Source organism: Christensenella tenuis (genome assembly GCF_014287795.1).
Classification (GTDB): domain Bacteria; phylum Bacillota; class Clostridia; order Christensenellales; family Christensenellaceae; genus Christensenella; species Christensenella tenuis.
Genome location: NZ_JACOON010000002.1, coordinates 1 through 13,354, shown reverse-complemented (window position 1 = coordinate 13,354; position 13,354 = coordinate 1). Strand labels below are relative to the sequence as shown.

The 13,354-nt window shown below is 53.0% G+C and carries 14 protein-coding genes; 1 reads left to right on the top strand and 13 read right to left on the bottom strand.

Translation table 11 applies throughout. The annotated features are described in order from the left end of the window. Positions 1 to 54 precede the first annotated feature (54 nt). Positions 55 to 225 (top strand): zinc-ribbon domain-containing protein, encoded by a 171-nt coding sequence (locus H8S18_RS03705; RefSeq protein WP_186856968.1) that lies wholly within the window; start codon positions 55 to 57, stop codon positions 223 to 225. A gap of 40 nt (positions 226 to 265) precedes the next feature. On the opposite strand, the gene H8S18_RS03700 is transcribed toward H8S18_RS03705, so the two are convergent. From H8S18_RS03700 to deoC, 13 genes are all read right to left on the bottom strand, one after another. Next, positions 266 to 973 carry a class I SAM-dependent DNA methyltransferase gene (locus H8S18_RS03700; RefSeq protein ID WP_186856967.1) on the bottom strand — a complete coding sequence of 236 codons (708 nt, stop codon included), beginning with the start codon at positions 971 to 973 and terminating at the stop codon, positions 266 to 268. A gap of 154 nt (positions 974 to 1,127) precedes the next feature. Continuing rightward, positions 1,128 to 1,985, bottom strand: coding sequence for an aldo/keto reductase (locus tag H8S18_RS03695; RefSeq protein ID WP_186856966.1), 858 nt, complete (start codon positions 1,983 to 1,985; stop codon positions 1,128 to 1,130). After that, positions 1,982 to 3,442 (bottom strand): alpha-amylase, encoded by a 1,461-nt coding sequence (locus H8S18_RS03690; protein ID WP_186856965.1) that lies wholly within the window; start codon positions 3,440 to 3,442, stop codon positions 1,982 to 1,984. The genes H8S18_RS03695 and H8S18_RS03690 overlap by 4 nt, the downstream gene beginning before the upstream one ends. A 236-nt stretch (positions 3,443 to 3,678) precedes the next feature. Continuing rightward, positions 3,679 to 5,085: an MATE family efflux transporter gene (locus tag H8S18_RS03685; RefSeq protein WP_186856964.1), complete on the bottom strand. Its 1,407-nt coding sequence runs from the start codon at positions 5,083 to 5,085 to the stop codon at positions 3,679 to 3,681. Between the two features lie 156 nt (positions 5,086 to 5,241). Beyond that, positions 5,242 to 6,162 (bottom strand): glycosyltransferase family 2 protein, encoded by a 921-nt coding sequence (locus H8S18_RS03680; protein WP_186856963.1) that lies wholly within the window; start codon positions 6,160 to 6,162, stop codon positions 5,242 to 5,244. A gap of 3 nt (positions 6,163 to 6,165) precedes the next feature. Next, entirely contained in the window at positions 6,166 to 7,020 is an 855-nt protein-coding gene (gene rfbD, locus H8S18_RS03675; RefSeq protein ID WP_186857387.1) for a dTDP-4-dehydrorhamnose reductase, read from the bottom strand. 67 nt (positions 7,021 to 7,087) lie between these two features. Then, positions 7,088 to 8,107, bottom strand: coding sequence for a dTDP-glucose 4,6-dehydratase (gene rfbB / locus H8S18_RS03670; RefSeq protein WP_186856962.1), 1,020 nt, complete (start codon positions 8,105 to 8,107; stop codon positions 7,088 to 7,090). A 173-nt stretch (positions 8,108 to 8,280) separates the two neighbouring features. After that, a complete protein-coding gene (gene rfbC / locus H8S18_RS03665; protein WP_186856961.1) occupies positions 8,281 to 8,826 on the bottom strand; it encodes a dTDP-4-dehydrorhamnose 3,5-epimerase in 546 nt (181 codons plus the stop codon). Next, a complete protein-coding gene (gene rfbA, locus H8S18_RS03660) occupies positions 8,823 to 9,704 on the bottom strand; it encodes a glucose-1-phosphate thymidylyltransferase RfbA (RefSeq protein ID WP_186856960.1) in 882 nt (293 codons plus the stop codon). The genes rfbC and rfbA overlap by 4 nt, the downstream gene beginning before the upstream one ends. A gap of 2 nt (positions 9,705 to 9,706) precedes the next feature. Then, on the bottom strand, positions 9,707 to 10,534 hold the full coding sequence (locus tag H8S18_RS03655) for a glycosyltransferase family 2 protein (protein WP_186856959.1): 828 nt from the start codon (positions 10,532 to 10,534) through the stop codon (positions 9,707 to 9,709). Positions 10,535 to 10,698: 164 nt separating this feature from the next. Next, positions 10,699 to 11,541: an aldo/keto reductase gene (locus H8S18_RS03650; RefSeq protein WP_186856958.1), complete on the bottom strand. Its 843-nt coding sequence runs from the start codon at positions 11,539 to 11,541 to the stop codon at positions 10,699 to 10,701. A gap of 249 nt (positions 11,542 to 11,790) precedes the next feature. Continuing rightward, positions 11,791 to 12,519 (bottom strand): hypothetical protein, encoded by a 729-nt coding sequence (locus tag H8S18_RS03645; protein WP_186856957.1) that lies wholly within the window; start codon positions 12,517 to 12,519, stop codon positions 11,791 to 11,793. 13 nt (positions 12,520 to 12,532) lie between these two features. Next, positions 12,533 to 13,219: a deoxyribose-phosphate aldolase gene (deoC, locus tag H8S18_RS03640; protein ID WP_186856956.1), complete on the bottom strand. Its 687-nt coding sequence runs from the start codon at positions 13,217 to 13,219 to the stop codon at positions 12,533 to 12,535. Between the last annotated feature and the right edge of the window lie 135 nt (positions 13,220 to 13,354).

Below are 13,354 nucleotides of genomic sequence, written 5' to 3'. Positions count from 1 at the left end.
GAAATTTTAACTATGGTCTCTTTTCTCAAATTATTTTTCAGGAGGATGCACAGCATGGCTGACAAAACCCTTACCTGCAAGGACTGTGGGAACGAGTTCATATTCACAGAGGGCGAACAGGAATTTTACAAAGAAAAAGGCTTTGAAAACGATCCAGTCAGGCGCCCGGCTTGCAGGAAGGCAAAGAAGCAGCAGCGGAACAATTTCAGAAGAGATTATGAATAAGCAAAAAACGACTGCCATTGGCAGCCGTTTTTTATTTCTTTCATTTGATACATACAAAGGCACCCATACGGAATTCCGGTTCTTTGAGGCGCAATGCAATACGAAAACCTGCATTTTCAAGTGCGGTGCAATATTCATCCTCCGAGAAAAGCGTAATTACCTGCATCTGGCAAAATTCGCGGATTTTCCCGCTCCGTCCGATCAGATGCCGCATAACGATTCCGGCATGATGCGTATCCTCTCGGCGCACCGCTTCCATCCTGCAATAAAAGAGACCGTCTTTCTCCCCGCTGTCCGCAACCATCCCTTCCGCAAAGGACTCCCGTGTGCTCCACGGCACAAGGATAAAAAGACCGCCTTCTTCAAGGCAACGGTATGTTTCCCGGCAGGCGGCTGCAAGCCCCTTTCCATCCTTTACAAAACCGATGCTTCCGTAAAGGTTCACGGCAACGTGAAATGTTTCTTCCAAAGGAAGCGTGCACATATCTCCCTCCACAAAACGGACTCCCGGCACATTTTTCCGTGCTGCATGCAGCATTCCTCCGGAAAGATCCACCCCTGTTACCTCAAAGTAACGCGAGAGATATTTCGCATGGAGTCCTGTTCCGCAGGCGATATCGAGCAGGCTCCCCTGCACGCCATATTCGCACGCCAGAGCATGCACCTGTTCCGCCTCCCTTCGGTATTCATCTTCGTTTCCATACATGGCATCATAGTATTCCGCCATTTGTTCAAAATCAACTGCCATCGTCGTTTTCTCCTTTGATTTAAATCCGGCCGGTGATTCCAGCTTACCAGAAACGGAAAAAAAGTATAGACTATTTCTTTTGATTATGATATTGTATGAGATGCCTCGTATCTAAAAAACCGTTCCTTCCGGAACGGTTTTCTCTATCCATGCGCTACCTGATATCAAGGGGCATTTTATGTGCGGGAGAGGGAAATTCCGCTTCGATTCGTTTCCATTCCTCATCGGAGAGCCTAATTTCCGCCGCCTCCGCGTTTTCGCGCGTATGCCGCGGCGTTCCCGCTTTGGGAATTGCCGCTACGCTTTCCCTCCGGAGCGCAAAAGCGAGCAAAAGCTGGATTACCGTAACCCCGTGGGCAGCCGCGATTCCGCCCAGAACTTTATCCTTAAGAAGCTGCCTTCGCAGGGCGCCGCCCTGTGCAATGGGACAATAGGCCATCATGGCCACTTCATGCCGCTGCAGCCACGGAAGCAAATCGTATTCCACACCGCGGGAACCAAGATGATAGAGCACTTGGTTGACTGCGCATTTGTCGCCGTCCGGCACAGACCACAGCCGCTCCATATCATCCGTATCGAAATTAGAGACGCCCCACCGCAGGATTTTTCCCTCGCGCACGAGCTGCTCCATGCAATCTACCGTTTCCGCCAGCGGCACGCTGCCCGGCCAGTGCAGCAAATAAAGGTCGAGGTAGTCCGTCCCCAGCCGCCGCAGGCTGTTTTCGCAGCTTTCAAATAGATTGGCCCGTCCCGCATTCCACGGGTAAACCTTGGAAACAAGGAACAATTCATCCCGCTTAAGCGGGGCAATCGCCTTGCCGAGCATGCGTTCGGACGCGCCCTCTCCATACATTTCCGCCGTATCAAGAAGCGTCATACCAAGGGACACCCCAAGGCGTATGCTTTCGATTTCCTGCTCCTCCCTGTCTTTATGGTCGCCCATATGCCACGTGCCCTGCCCGAGGGCAGGCATTTCGCCGCCGTCCTTCATGCGTATCTTTCTTTCGTTCATACCGCATTCTCCCCTTCTTTCTTTTTGATCCACACCGATGCCGAGCCGCCGTTCACCGAAAAATCCCCGGTTCCGTCTTCCCCGACGGTCACTTCCTCCGTACGGTTTCCCGTGCAGTCGTAATAGGTTTCCCCCGCATGCGCCTGCCCGACGTACATATGCTTTATGCCGCCTTCGCCATTGGTAACAACCACCGCAAGCCCGCCCGGGTGCCCTTCCTCCCCTTCGCGCGTCCACCCGATGAGATTCGGATGATCGAAATAATCGTTCTGCTTTCCGTAAGCATGGTTCCGCCGCGCCGCGAGCAGGCAATCAAGCATCTGCTTTTTGGGAGCTATACCGCTGTGTCCGATGCCGTAATAATCCCCATAAAAAACGCAGGGATAGCCGTCCTGCCGCAGCAGGATGAGCGCATAAGCGAGGGGCTTGAACCAGTCCGGCACCCACGACTCGAGCGCCTGCCCCGGCTGTGTATCATGGTTATCCACAAAAGTAACGGAACGCGTGGGATTATCCTGTGTGAGCGTTCCATCGAAGATCGTGCGCATGTCAAATGACCCGCCCGAATTTGCCGCGTCCATGAAGCGGAAATGCAGGGGCACGTCGAATAGGGAAAGCGCGCCTTTCGTCGTATCGATATAGTTCTTGAGCGCGCCAAGGTCTGCATTCCAGTATTCGCCTACGGAGAAAAGTTCTTCCTTGGTATCGCGGCGCATGGAATCAAGCCAATTCTGGTAGAATGAGAATTTCATATGCTTGACCGCGTCAAAGCGAAATCCGTCAATATCCGTCGTTTCAATGAACCATTTGCCCCACTGGGTCAGTTCCGTGATTACATCGAAATGGTCGAGGTCCAAATCCGCGCCCATCAGATAATCGAAATTACCGTTTTCCGCATCCACTTCTTCGTCCCATTCCTTGCCTTCAAATTTGAAGACCGCCGTTTCCTTTGCCTTCTGATCCCAATCGATGCCCGTGAAATGATACCAATGCCACTCGAAATCTGAATATACTTTATTCCTTCCGGGGAAATAAAAGTGCGTCCACGCCGCAATCTGCTGCGGCTCTCCCTCCTCTTCGTTGCGGTTGCCCGGATTGACCTCGGAAGCGTTTACGAGTTCTATGCCGTCCGCTCCCATCATATGGTCGAGCACCACGTCCGCATAGACTTCAATCCCGGCCCTATGCAGGGCATGGATCGCCGCGAGAAGCTCGTCTTTCGTTCCATATTTGGTGGCGACCGTTCCCTTCTGCCCGAATTCGCCGAGGTCGTAAATATCGTAGACGCCGTAACCGACGTCGTTTACGCCCGCGCTGCCCTTATAGGCGGGCGGAATCCACAACGCGGTGATCCCGCTCTGCGCAAGGGCCTGCGCTTCGTCTTTCATTTTGTTCCACAGCATTCCCGGGGGCAGATACCATTCAAAATACTGCATCATCGTTCCGTTTTGCGCCATTGCTTATCCACCTTTCAACGAAAATAAGAAGATTCCCGTTTCCTATAAACAGGGGGGCTTGCAAAATACACGCTTTCTTACTCCGCACTTCTTTCCCTAATAGTATAGCATGGTTTCCGCATAAAAAAACAGGATGTTTCCATCCTGTCAGGCTGCGCCAACCTCCTGTCTGGCATAGCATTTGCGGACATATGCGGCATGTGCATCTGCCGGCCCGCTCATATGAGCTTTCCAGCTCATTCGAGTACCTGGCTTGATTCCGGCGGCATGGGACCCGCATCGTCACCCATATCCCGCGTGACTACGCGCAGCCACCTTCCGCTTTTCATACGCACAAGGCAGACAAAGGCTTTGACAACTTCATCGGAGCGCAGAAGAAAGTAAACCAGCGGAATCGACAGCCCCCAGGCAAACGCACCCAGCGCACCCAGCGGCACGGCGATTCCCCACATGGCAACGATATCGAGAAGCATGGCAAAAACCGTATCGCCGCCGCCGCGGAACACCCCCACAATACATGCCATGTTGACCGCATAAAAAAGGATGACCACCGCTGCTACAATCATTGTCATATCGAGCGCTGCGCGCGTTTCGGGCGTAATCGTGTAAAAGCCCATAAAGATGTCCTTTAAAAGCAGGAACATGGCGGCAGTCGCCGCCGCAATGACGATGTTGGCCACAACCAGCCAATTCGCGCTTTTGCGCGCGGTTGCAAATTTCTTTTCTCCAATATATTTCCCCACGATCACAAGCGTCGCGGAGGCCGCACCGTAAATAAACACCGTAACAATTTGGAACGCGGTGGAAACGATGCTGACCGTTGCGACCGCCGAAACGCTCATGCGTCCGAGGATCGCGGTACTTGCCGAAGACCCGACCGCCCACATCATCTCATTGACCAGCACAGGCAGAGAAAATTTCATATAATCGTGCAGGATCCATTTTTCATTTTTTATAATATAGCTCCATTTCAAGGTGACGCGCGTTTCCTTTTTAAGCGCGTATACAAGAACGATTGCAAGTTCCGCCGCGCGGGCAATGATGGTACCCACGGCCGCGCCCGCAACGCCGAGCGCCGGCGCCCCGAATTTTCCGAAGATGAATATATAGTTAAAAAATACATTCACGCAGAACGAAATACTATAGGTAATGACCGCAATTTTTACACGCTCCACGCTGCGCACACAGGTCAGATAGCCGTTCGTAACCGCAAAAGGAATATAGGAAAAGGCGACGACCCGCAGGTATTGCATACCGTATTCAATGACAGGCTGTTCATTGGTATAAAGCTCCATTACCTGCCGCGGAAAGAGAAGAACTACCGCCGTGACGCCAATGCCCACGAGTACCGCGATCCGCAGGACGATGCCGAAGATGCGGGAAATCGTGTCTTGGTCTTTTTTGCCCCAATATTGTGAGATCAGTACGCACGCGCCAGAAGAAAGCCCAAACATACACATCATAAAGAGGAAAAAGGGCTGGTTTGCCACCGTAACCGCGGAAAGCTGCACCTCACCGAGAGAGCCGACCATGATGGAATCCATCAGGCCCACGGCATAGGTCAGCAGGTTTTGCAGTGCCACAGGCAGCGCGATTGTGAGAAACAGCTTCAGCATTTGCTTATGGTTGATCTTCTGTTCCATACCGGTTTCCTTTCCTGAGGGATGAGCGGCTTTACATAGCGGCGCAAGCACTATCTTAGCATAACTGCGGCGCGTCAACAAGAGATTTTGAGTAAAATCCGTACATAAAAAAGAAAAGCATTTCTGCTTTCCTTACAGCCAATTTGGGAAAGGCGGTCAGTCCATACGGTATTTTGCCTTAAAGAGCTTCAGGCCCGCGCGCATGAGGGGGTTTTGGGCCAGCTTCCACAGGGTGCGCTTTTTTTTGCCTTCCGCGCTTACCGCTTCATAAAACTCCTGCGCATATGCCGGGTTTTGCAGAATGATCCGGTTGGCAATCTCTCCTTTTTGCACGGCACGGTAAAACTCCAGCCATACGACCCGGTTTTCCCGCACTCCTTCCTCATGCAGGGAAAGAAAAGAATTTTCCCCGTGAAGGCGGTACAGGTAGGATGTTTCCGCCGTGAAGGCAGGCTCGTCATACAGGCAGGCCCGCAGGAAAAAATCGTAGTCGTGCACGTATTTATAGTTTTTGAAACCGCCGATCCCCTCAAAAAGCCGACGGGAAAAAAGCAGGTTTCCCGTGGAAATTCCTACGTTTTCCGCCACCGCCGCGAGGGCGGCGAAACGCTTGCCGGCGAGTTTATCCTGAATTCGTTCGAATGAATGCGCCTGCTCTGTTTCGAGCGGTTCCCCATCCGGGCCGATGCACCGCACGCGCGAAAATCCCCACATGGCTCCTTTGCGCCGCATCTCCCCCATCAGCGCGGAAAAACGGTTCGGCTCAAAAAGGTCGTCCGCGTTGAGAATAGCAAGATATTCGCCGTTTGCCGCCGCGATCCCTTCATTGATGGTTTCGTGCGCACCTCGGTTGTGCTCATTTTTGCGTACCGTAATCCGCTCGGAAAACCGTTCCCGCAGGAGCTTATCCCCGGCGAGCCCGTTCACCTTCTCAAGGCTGTGGTCCTGCGAACAATCGTCAATCACGATCAGCTCCAGGTTGCGGTAGCTCTGAGCGGCCACCGTTTCGATAGCGTGGCCGATATAGGCTTCGTAATTATAGGATGGAATGACAACGGAAATCAGGGGTTCTTCCATAGCTCACAGCTCTTTGAGGTACCGCGCGAGCGCGTCCTTGTAGTCGGGAAGGCGGGAGAAACCCGCTTCGTCCAGCGATTTTTTCGACAACCGCGAATTTTTGGGCCGCGGCGCGGCCTGCGGATTCATCTTTGCATATTCCTCCGTAGAAACCGGGATCACTTTCGTATCCTTCCCTGTCTGCCGGAAGATCTCCACCGCAAAATCGTACCAGGTGATATCTCCTTCGTTGGGCGCCTGGTAGACGCCATATTTGTGGGATGCGATTACGTCGCACAGGAGACTGGCTACATCGTATGTATAGGTGGGCGCGCCGTGCTGGTCGCACACTACGGAAATCTCGTCATGCGACTGCGCAAGACGCAGCATGGTTTTCACAAAATTATTGCCATTTTTGCCGAATACCCAGCAAATCCGTACGATATAATATTGGTCAAGAAGCTTTTGCACCTCGAGTTCGCCCTCATATTTGGTCTTGCCATACACGTTCTGCGGGTCTTTGGGATCGTCTGCCTCCCACGGCGTTTCGCGGGAAAACCCATCGAACACATAATCCGTGCTGACATACAGCACCTCCGCGTCCACGTCTTTCGCCGCAAGCGCGATGTTTCTCGTGCCCGTCACATTAACGGCAAAACATTTTTCCGGTTCGCTCTCCGCCTTGTCCACCGCGGTATAGGCCGCGCAGTGCACGATGCACGTGGGCCTGTATTCGCCGATATACGCACGCACGGCCGCTTCGTCCGTCAGGTCGAAGTCGTCAATATCTACGCCCCGGTTTTCAATGCCGAGCGCATCAAGATGCCGCACCACATCGTACCCGAGCTGTCCTTTTACGCCTGTTACAAGTACTTTCATTGCCATAGATTCCTCTTTTCATCCGGCCGCCCCGGTTTTGGGAGCGCGACGGCCCGCGCCGTGCGCGTCACCTGTCCGCGTACATTTTCTCGTAATATTGCTGATAATCCCCGCTGATGATGTTCTTCCACCAATCTTCATGATCAAGATACCACTTTACCGTCTGTTTGATTCCTTCGTCAAAAGTGGTGGTCGGTTCCCAGCCAAGTTCGCTCATCATCTTGGCCGGATCGATCGCGTAGCGCATATCGTGCCCCGCACGGTCCCGGACAAAGGTGATGAGGCTCTCGGGTTTCCCCAGTTCCTTCAGGATCGTCTTTACCACTTGCAGGTTGGTACGCTCGTTATGCCCGCCGATGTTATATACCTCGCCCACGCGCCCGTCATGGATGATACGGTCGATGGCGGCGCAGTGGTCGCGCACATACAGCCAGTCGCGCACATTTTCCCCCGTGCCGTATACCGGCAGGCTTTCATCCGCGAGTGCCCGCGAGATGATGAGCGGGATCAGCTTTTCCGGGAAATGGTACGGCCCATAGTTGTTCGAGCACCGCGAGATGGTCGCGGGCAGGCCGTAGGTCCTGTGGTACGCCTGCACCAGCAGGTCTGCTCCGGCCTTCGAAGCCGAATAGGGCGAGGAGGTATGCAAGGGCGTTTCCTCTGTAAAAAACAGGTCCGGGCGGTCGAGCGGCAGGTCGCCGTACACTTCGTCCGTAGAGACCTGGTGATAACGCGTCACCCCGTATTTACGGCACGCATCCATCAGGGTTTGCGTACCGATGACATTCGAGCGCAGGAAGATACCCGGGTCTTCAATGGAACGGTCCACGTGCGATTCCGCGGCAAAATTTACCACAATATCGGGATGTTCTTCCCCGAACAGCCCGAAGACCGCTTCGCGGTCGGCAATGTCCGCACGGACAAAACGCACGTTCGGCCGATCTAAAACATCCTTGAGCGTTTCAAGGTTGCCCGCATAGGTCAGCAAATCGAGAACCACCAGATCGTAATCCGGGTGGTTTTCAAGCATATGGAACACAAAGTTGCTGCCAATGAACCCGGCTCCGCCGGTGACAAGTATTTTCATAAGATAATAAACTCCTTAAAATTGGTCTGTATCGCTGCGCCGCAACCCGCTTTCAAGCGATTGCTCTTCCTCCCGAAGCGGCTTGCGAACGCCTAAGCCGTCCGTGGCTCCTGTTTGTTATACGCCGCACAAGGGGAGCCTGCGGACTGCGCCATATTTCCGGTCCCGCTTGCTTAAAAGTCTGCGTCGCTGTCCGCAAGAAGAGGCGCCCTGAGGTCTTTTTCCGAAAGAACCGGCTCGCTGATCCCCCAGTCGACCCCGATCTCCGGATCGTCGAAACGAATGGAACGATCGCATTCGGGCGCGTATACCGCATCTACTTTATACTGCACTTCCACGTCGTCCGTGAGCGTCACGAAGCCATGCGCCATGCCTTTGGGCATGAAAAACTGTTTCTTGTTTTCTGCCGAAAGCTCTACGGCATACCATTTTTTATAGGTCGGCGAATTTTTGCGGATATCCACCGCCACGTCGAGAATTTTCCCGCGCGTGCAGCGCAGAAGTTTTGACTGTGCCATGGGATTTTTCTGGAAGTGCAGGCCGCGCAGCGTTCCCTTCCGCGCCGAATAGGACTGGTTATCCTGCACAAATTCGCAGGTGACGCCGAGCGCTTCAAACTTGGGCTTACTGTACGTTTCCATAAACCATCCGCGATGGTCTCCGTGGCAATCCGGCTCGATGACTATAAGGCCTTCAATTCCCGTTTCTATTGCATTCATATATCAAGCACCTTTCCTTTCGCAACGGCATGCAGATGCTGCCCGTAGGACGATTTACCATACCGGTCCGCGCTTTCGACAAGCGTTTTTACATCGATCCAGCCCTTATGGTAGGCGATTTCCTCCGGTGCGGACATCACAATGCCCTGCCGCTTTTGCAGCATGCGCACAAATTCCGCCGCTTCGATCAGCGAATCGAACGTACCTGTATCAAGCCACGCGTAGCCGCGGCCCATCAGTTTTACGTCGAGGTCTCCTTTTTCAAGGTAAATACGGTTCAAGTCTGTAATTTCGAGTTCGCCGCGCGCGCTTGGCTTCAGACTCTTTGCATACTCCACCACGCGTTCATCATAAAAATACAGCCCGGTGATCGCATAATTGGATTTCGGTTCCAGCGGCTTTTCCTCCACGGAAAGCGCCCTCCCGTTTTTGTCGAATTCTACGATGCCAAAGCGTTCCGGATCGTCTACATAATAGCCGAAGACCGTCGCGCGGTTTTGATTTGCCACCGCCTCCGCCATCAATTGCGTGAGGCCGTTCCCGTAAAAAATATTATCGCCGAGGATCATCGCGCACGAATCCCCGCCAATGAATTCTTCCCCCAGGATAAACGCCTGCGCGAGACCATCCGGCGAGGGCTGTTCTTTATAGGAAAGCGAAATGCCGAACTGCTGCCCGTCCCCCAGCAGATTCCTGAAACGCGGCAAGTCCACAGGCGTAGAGATAATCAGGATATCTTTGATGCCCGCCATCATCAGCGTGGAAAGCGGATAATAGATCATTGGTTTATCATAAACCGGCAAAAGCTGTTTGCTGGTCATGATGGTGAGCGGGTAGAGGCGCGTTCCACTTCCGCCCGCAAGTATAATTCCCTTCATAGTCACCGTACCTCTTTTCCAGATTGTTTGGGCTTTGGACCGGTCATACCGCCGGGTACAGGAGCATCGTCCTGCCCTCTCCACTTCCAAAAATATTTGAACATGGACGCGATATGGATCAGCAGGTAGCGTGCGCTGTGCGCGCTGGCCCGCGAATAATCGTGATAGACGTATGCATATGGATAATAGACCACCCGCGTATTCTTGCGCAGGGTACGCGTGAGGTCGGCATCCTCAAAATACATGAAATACCGTTCGTCGAACCCGCCCACGAGCTTCAGGAGCGGCGTATGCACAAAGAGGAAGCACCCGGACGCAAATTCCACATCCGTAACACCAGAAAGGTCTTCATCGAGCATTTTATAATGCCCGCGGAGCGCTTCCCACCGCTTGCCCGGCGCACGGTTGGCAATCAGGTACCTAAGGTGCGGGTTCCGTTTGGGAAGGTGCTGGGGTTCGCCCGACATATAGCGGATCGCCGGAGTACACATGCCCACATCCTGATGGCTGCGCATATAATCCGCGAGCTCCGCGAGGATATCCCCGGCGAAGATAATATCCGGATTTACAATGGCATGGAAATCTGAATCGATGAGCGGCAGCACAAGATTATGCCCTGCGCCAAACCCGAGGTTCTTATCGCTGAAGATCACGCTGATGGATGGAAATTCATCCGCAAGCCTGGTGGCGCTCCCGTCTTTGGAAGCGTTATCGACAAGGTATATTTTCACACGGACTCCGTGCGTATACTGCAGGATGGACGCGATCGCCTTTTTCGCCCGTTCATAGTCATTATAGTTGACAATGCTGAGCGTTACGTCATACTTCAAAAAAATATCCTCCGGGAGCCGTTTCCTTCCAGACTCCATATGATTCATTATTATATCAAAAAAGCGCGATGGTTTCCATGCCTTTTTACAGCCGCCACAGACCCGCGCTTTTTGGATCATCTAATTTTTCTGCAACCTCCCGCCGCGCGCGGCGTTTCACGCTTTTATACACTGCCGCGCTTTACGGTGAGGAAAAACTCATCCGGCGACTCACCTGTCCGCACATAGGTATTGAGGTTCGTGATCCGTTCCATTTCCCTTTCCGTAAGTGAAAAATCAAAAATATCCACATTTTCCGCCATACGTTCCTTATGCGTCGTTTTGGGAATCGCCCGGCAGCCGTTCTGGTAATGCCAGCGCATCGTGATTTGCGCGGGCGTTTTACCATATTTTTTCGCCGCGTCAAGCAGGGCGCCGCGGTCGAGCTTTCCATGCGCAATCGGCCGCCACGCCTCGACCTGGATACCGTTTTCACGGCAGAAGCGAATGGCTTGCGCGGGCTGGAACAGGGGATGCGTCTCTATCTGGTTGACCATGGGTTTTATTTCGCAGCGCTCCATCAGCACCTTGAGCTGCCAGTCCATAAAATTCGATACGCCGATTACGCGCACAAGGCCGTCTTTGTAAAGCGTTTCAAACGCCTTCCACGTCTGCACGAACGCTTCCACGTCGAAACCGGGCCAATGAATCAGGTATTCGTCCACGTAGGTAAGGCCAAGGCGCCTGAGCGAGGCGGCAAACGCCTTCAGGGCCGGTTCGTATCCGTGGGAATCGTTCCACAGCTTAGTGGTGACATACATTTCTTCGCGCGGCACGCCGCATTCACGCACGCCTTTTCCCAGCCATTCCTCATTATGGTAAAACATGGCGGTATCGATGCTGCGGTAGCCCGCCGCCACCGCGTCCCGTACGCACCGCACTGCTTCTTCATCGTTTGGAATCCGGTAAGTTCCAAGACCGATAGCCGGAACCTCTACCCCGTTATGCAGTTTAAAACATGGTATCACTTAAATCCCTCCCTTTTTCGTTCCGCAGGCTACGGCCTGCTTTCGTTTCATTATAACATGTTTCCCGGTCCGGCTTTATAAAAAAACGGGAACCGCAGCCCCCGTTTTCCGCAAAATTATAACCTGTCCTTATATTCACCGCAGCCGCCCGTCTTGGTTTCAAAATCCATTTCCGCTGTTTGCAGTTTCCGGAGCAGGCATCTTGGCCTGCTCCGGTTGTCCGTTCCCTTTTCAAAGCCCTGCCACGGTTTATTCCGCTTCCTTATATTCCCCGTATTTGGTTTCCTTGGTATTAAAATCGAACTGGATATCCTGCCCAATCCCGCCAAGCCGCCGCCAGCTTCCCATATGGAAGAACCGCGCGCCCGCCTCGATCATCCGTTCCGCGATTTCGCGCGAACGCACCTTCCCGGCAACCTCAATCTCCAGCTTATCGCCCCAGTTATTGCACAGCCATTCGATATGCTCCACCTGCATCCGTCCAAAATGGATTCCCGCACTCGTCTTCACGGAGGTGATGCCGAGATCAACATAAATCCGACACAGTTCATCCACGATTTCGAAAGGAAACTTGACCATCCACAGCATAGGAATTACCTTAATTTCCCCGCCTGCCGCTTCCATGATCAGCTTCATTTCCTCCCGCACCTTGTCAAAATCCCGGGAAGCGGCCGCTGTTACGTTGAAGCCTACGTCGATTTCGTCGAGATGCTTTTTTCTTGCATATTTGGTTAGGTATACCTTCATATTCGTAGACATACCACCATAGGGATACCCGACGATCATCCCGGTTCTGGAATAGCCGTTATCGTATTCCACCTTGACCTCGTTGATAATGTCGCATTGCCCGGGGGCAATGATCGCGGACCGAACGCTGTTTTTGTAACCGTCGACCAGTTCCTTCCTTACAATATCTTCTGATAGGTAGGAAATAAACGGCGACGTAATCGCCCGTTTCACAAAATCTTTATCGTACATAAATTCCTCCCGTTTATTCCCAGTTCCGCAGTATATCTGCCGCATACTCCGAACTGATGTAGTCCGCACCCGCACCCAGTAATTCCCTGCATTTGGAAATGCTGTCTATATTTCCCTGTGCAACGACTTTCACCTTTCCCTGCACGGCAGCCTTCACTTTCCGCACATCCTCAGGCTCCACGCCGATCAGCATATCGTTCTTGTTTTCGTCCGGCCGCGTGTATACGCCGATCGAGGTACATACACGATCGATCTTCTCTTCTACAGCGATCTCGCATACCTTGCAAATCATTTCGTCCGTCAGCCATTCGCATTCAAGGATCGCCTTCAGGACACAGCTTCCCGCCGCCTGTCGGCAAGCCCGGAATTCATCGTGCACGAGTTCCCAATTTCCGGAGCGTACATTGATGTTGTGTACCGCGAATTCGATCTGCGTCGCGCCTGCGCCGATGGCGTCTTTGATCTCAAATGCCTTCTGCTCCGGCAGAAATATCCCATGAGGATAGGAAACCACCGCACAGACCTCAAGGTCGCGTCCGTTTAGGACTTCCTTCACCTTGGGGAGCATATTGGGGAATACCTGGATGCACTCGAACCCTAGGTCGAGCGCCTCGTATACCAGGTTGGATACGTGCGCATAATCATAATAGCTTTCTAGGATACGGCCTCCCATGATCCTGCCTAATTCTTTTGCTGTCATTTCTTCCTCTCCTCATTCGAAAGACTTTACAATCTCAATTGCAGACTGCGTGTTGATTCCAAAGCGCTCAACGCCCATCGCCAGCAATTCGTCAAACTCTTCGCGCGTGCGGATGCCGCCCGCCGCCTTTACCTT

Excerpts from the sequence above, each read along its gene's own strand:
- rfbC (WP_186856961.1), bottom strand. The coding sequence starts at position 8,826 with ATGAATGCAATAGAAACGGGAATTGAAGGCCTTATAGTCATCGAGCCG.
- rfbA (WP_186856960.1), bottom strand. The coding sequence starts at position 9,704 with ATGAAGGGAATTATACTTGCGGGCGGAAGTGGAACGCGCCTCTACCCG.
- H8S18_RS03695 (WP_186856966.1), bottom strand. The coding sequence starts at position 1,985 with ATGAACGAAAGAAAGATACGCATGAAGGACGGCGGCGAAATGCCTGCC.
- H8S18_RS03705 (WP_186856968.1), top strand. The coding sequence starts at position 55 with ATGGCTGACAAAACCCTTACCTGCAAGGACTGTGGGAACGAGTTCATA.
- rfbB (WP_186856962.1), bottom strand. The coding sequence starts at position 8,107 with ATGAAAATACTTGTCACCGGCGGAGCCGGGTTCATTGGCAGCAACTTT.
- H8S18_RS03680 (WP_186856963.1), bottom strand. The coding sequence starts at position 6,162 with ATGGAAGAACCCCTGATTTCCGTTGTCATTCCATCCTATAATTACGAA.
- deoC (WP_186856956.1), bottom strand. The coding sequence starts at position 13,219 with ATGACAGCAAAAGAATTAGGCAGGATCATGGGAGGCCGTATCCTAGAA.
- H8S18_RS03700 (WP_186856967.1), bottom strand. The coding sequence starts at position 973 with ATGGCAGTTGATTTTGAACAAATGGCGGAATACTATGATGCCATGTAT.
- H8S18_RS03685 (WP_186856964.1), bottom strand. The coding sequence starts at position 5,085 with ATGGAACAGAAGATCAACCATAAGCAAATGCTGAAGCTGTTTCTCACA.
- H8S18_RS03690 (WP_186856965.1), bottom strand. The coding sequence starts at position 3,442 with ATGGCGCAAAACGGAACGATGATGCAGTATTTTGAATGGTATCTGCCC.
- rfbD (WP_186857387.1), bottom strand. The coding sequence starts at position 7,020 with ATGAAAGTACTTGTAACAGGCGTAAAAGGACAGCTCGGGTACGATGTG.
- H8S18_RS03645 (WP_186856957.1), bottom strand. The coding sequence starts at position 12,519 with ATGTACGATAAAGATTTTGTGAAACGGGCGATTACGTCGCCGTTTATT.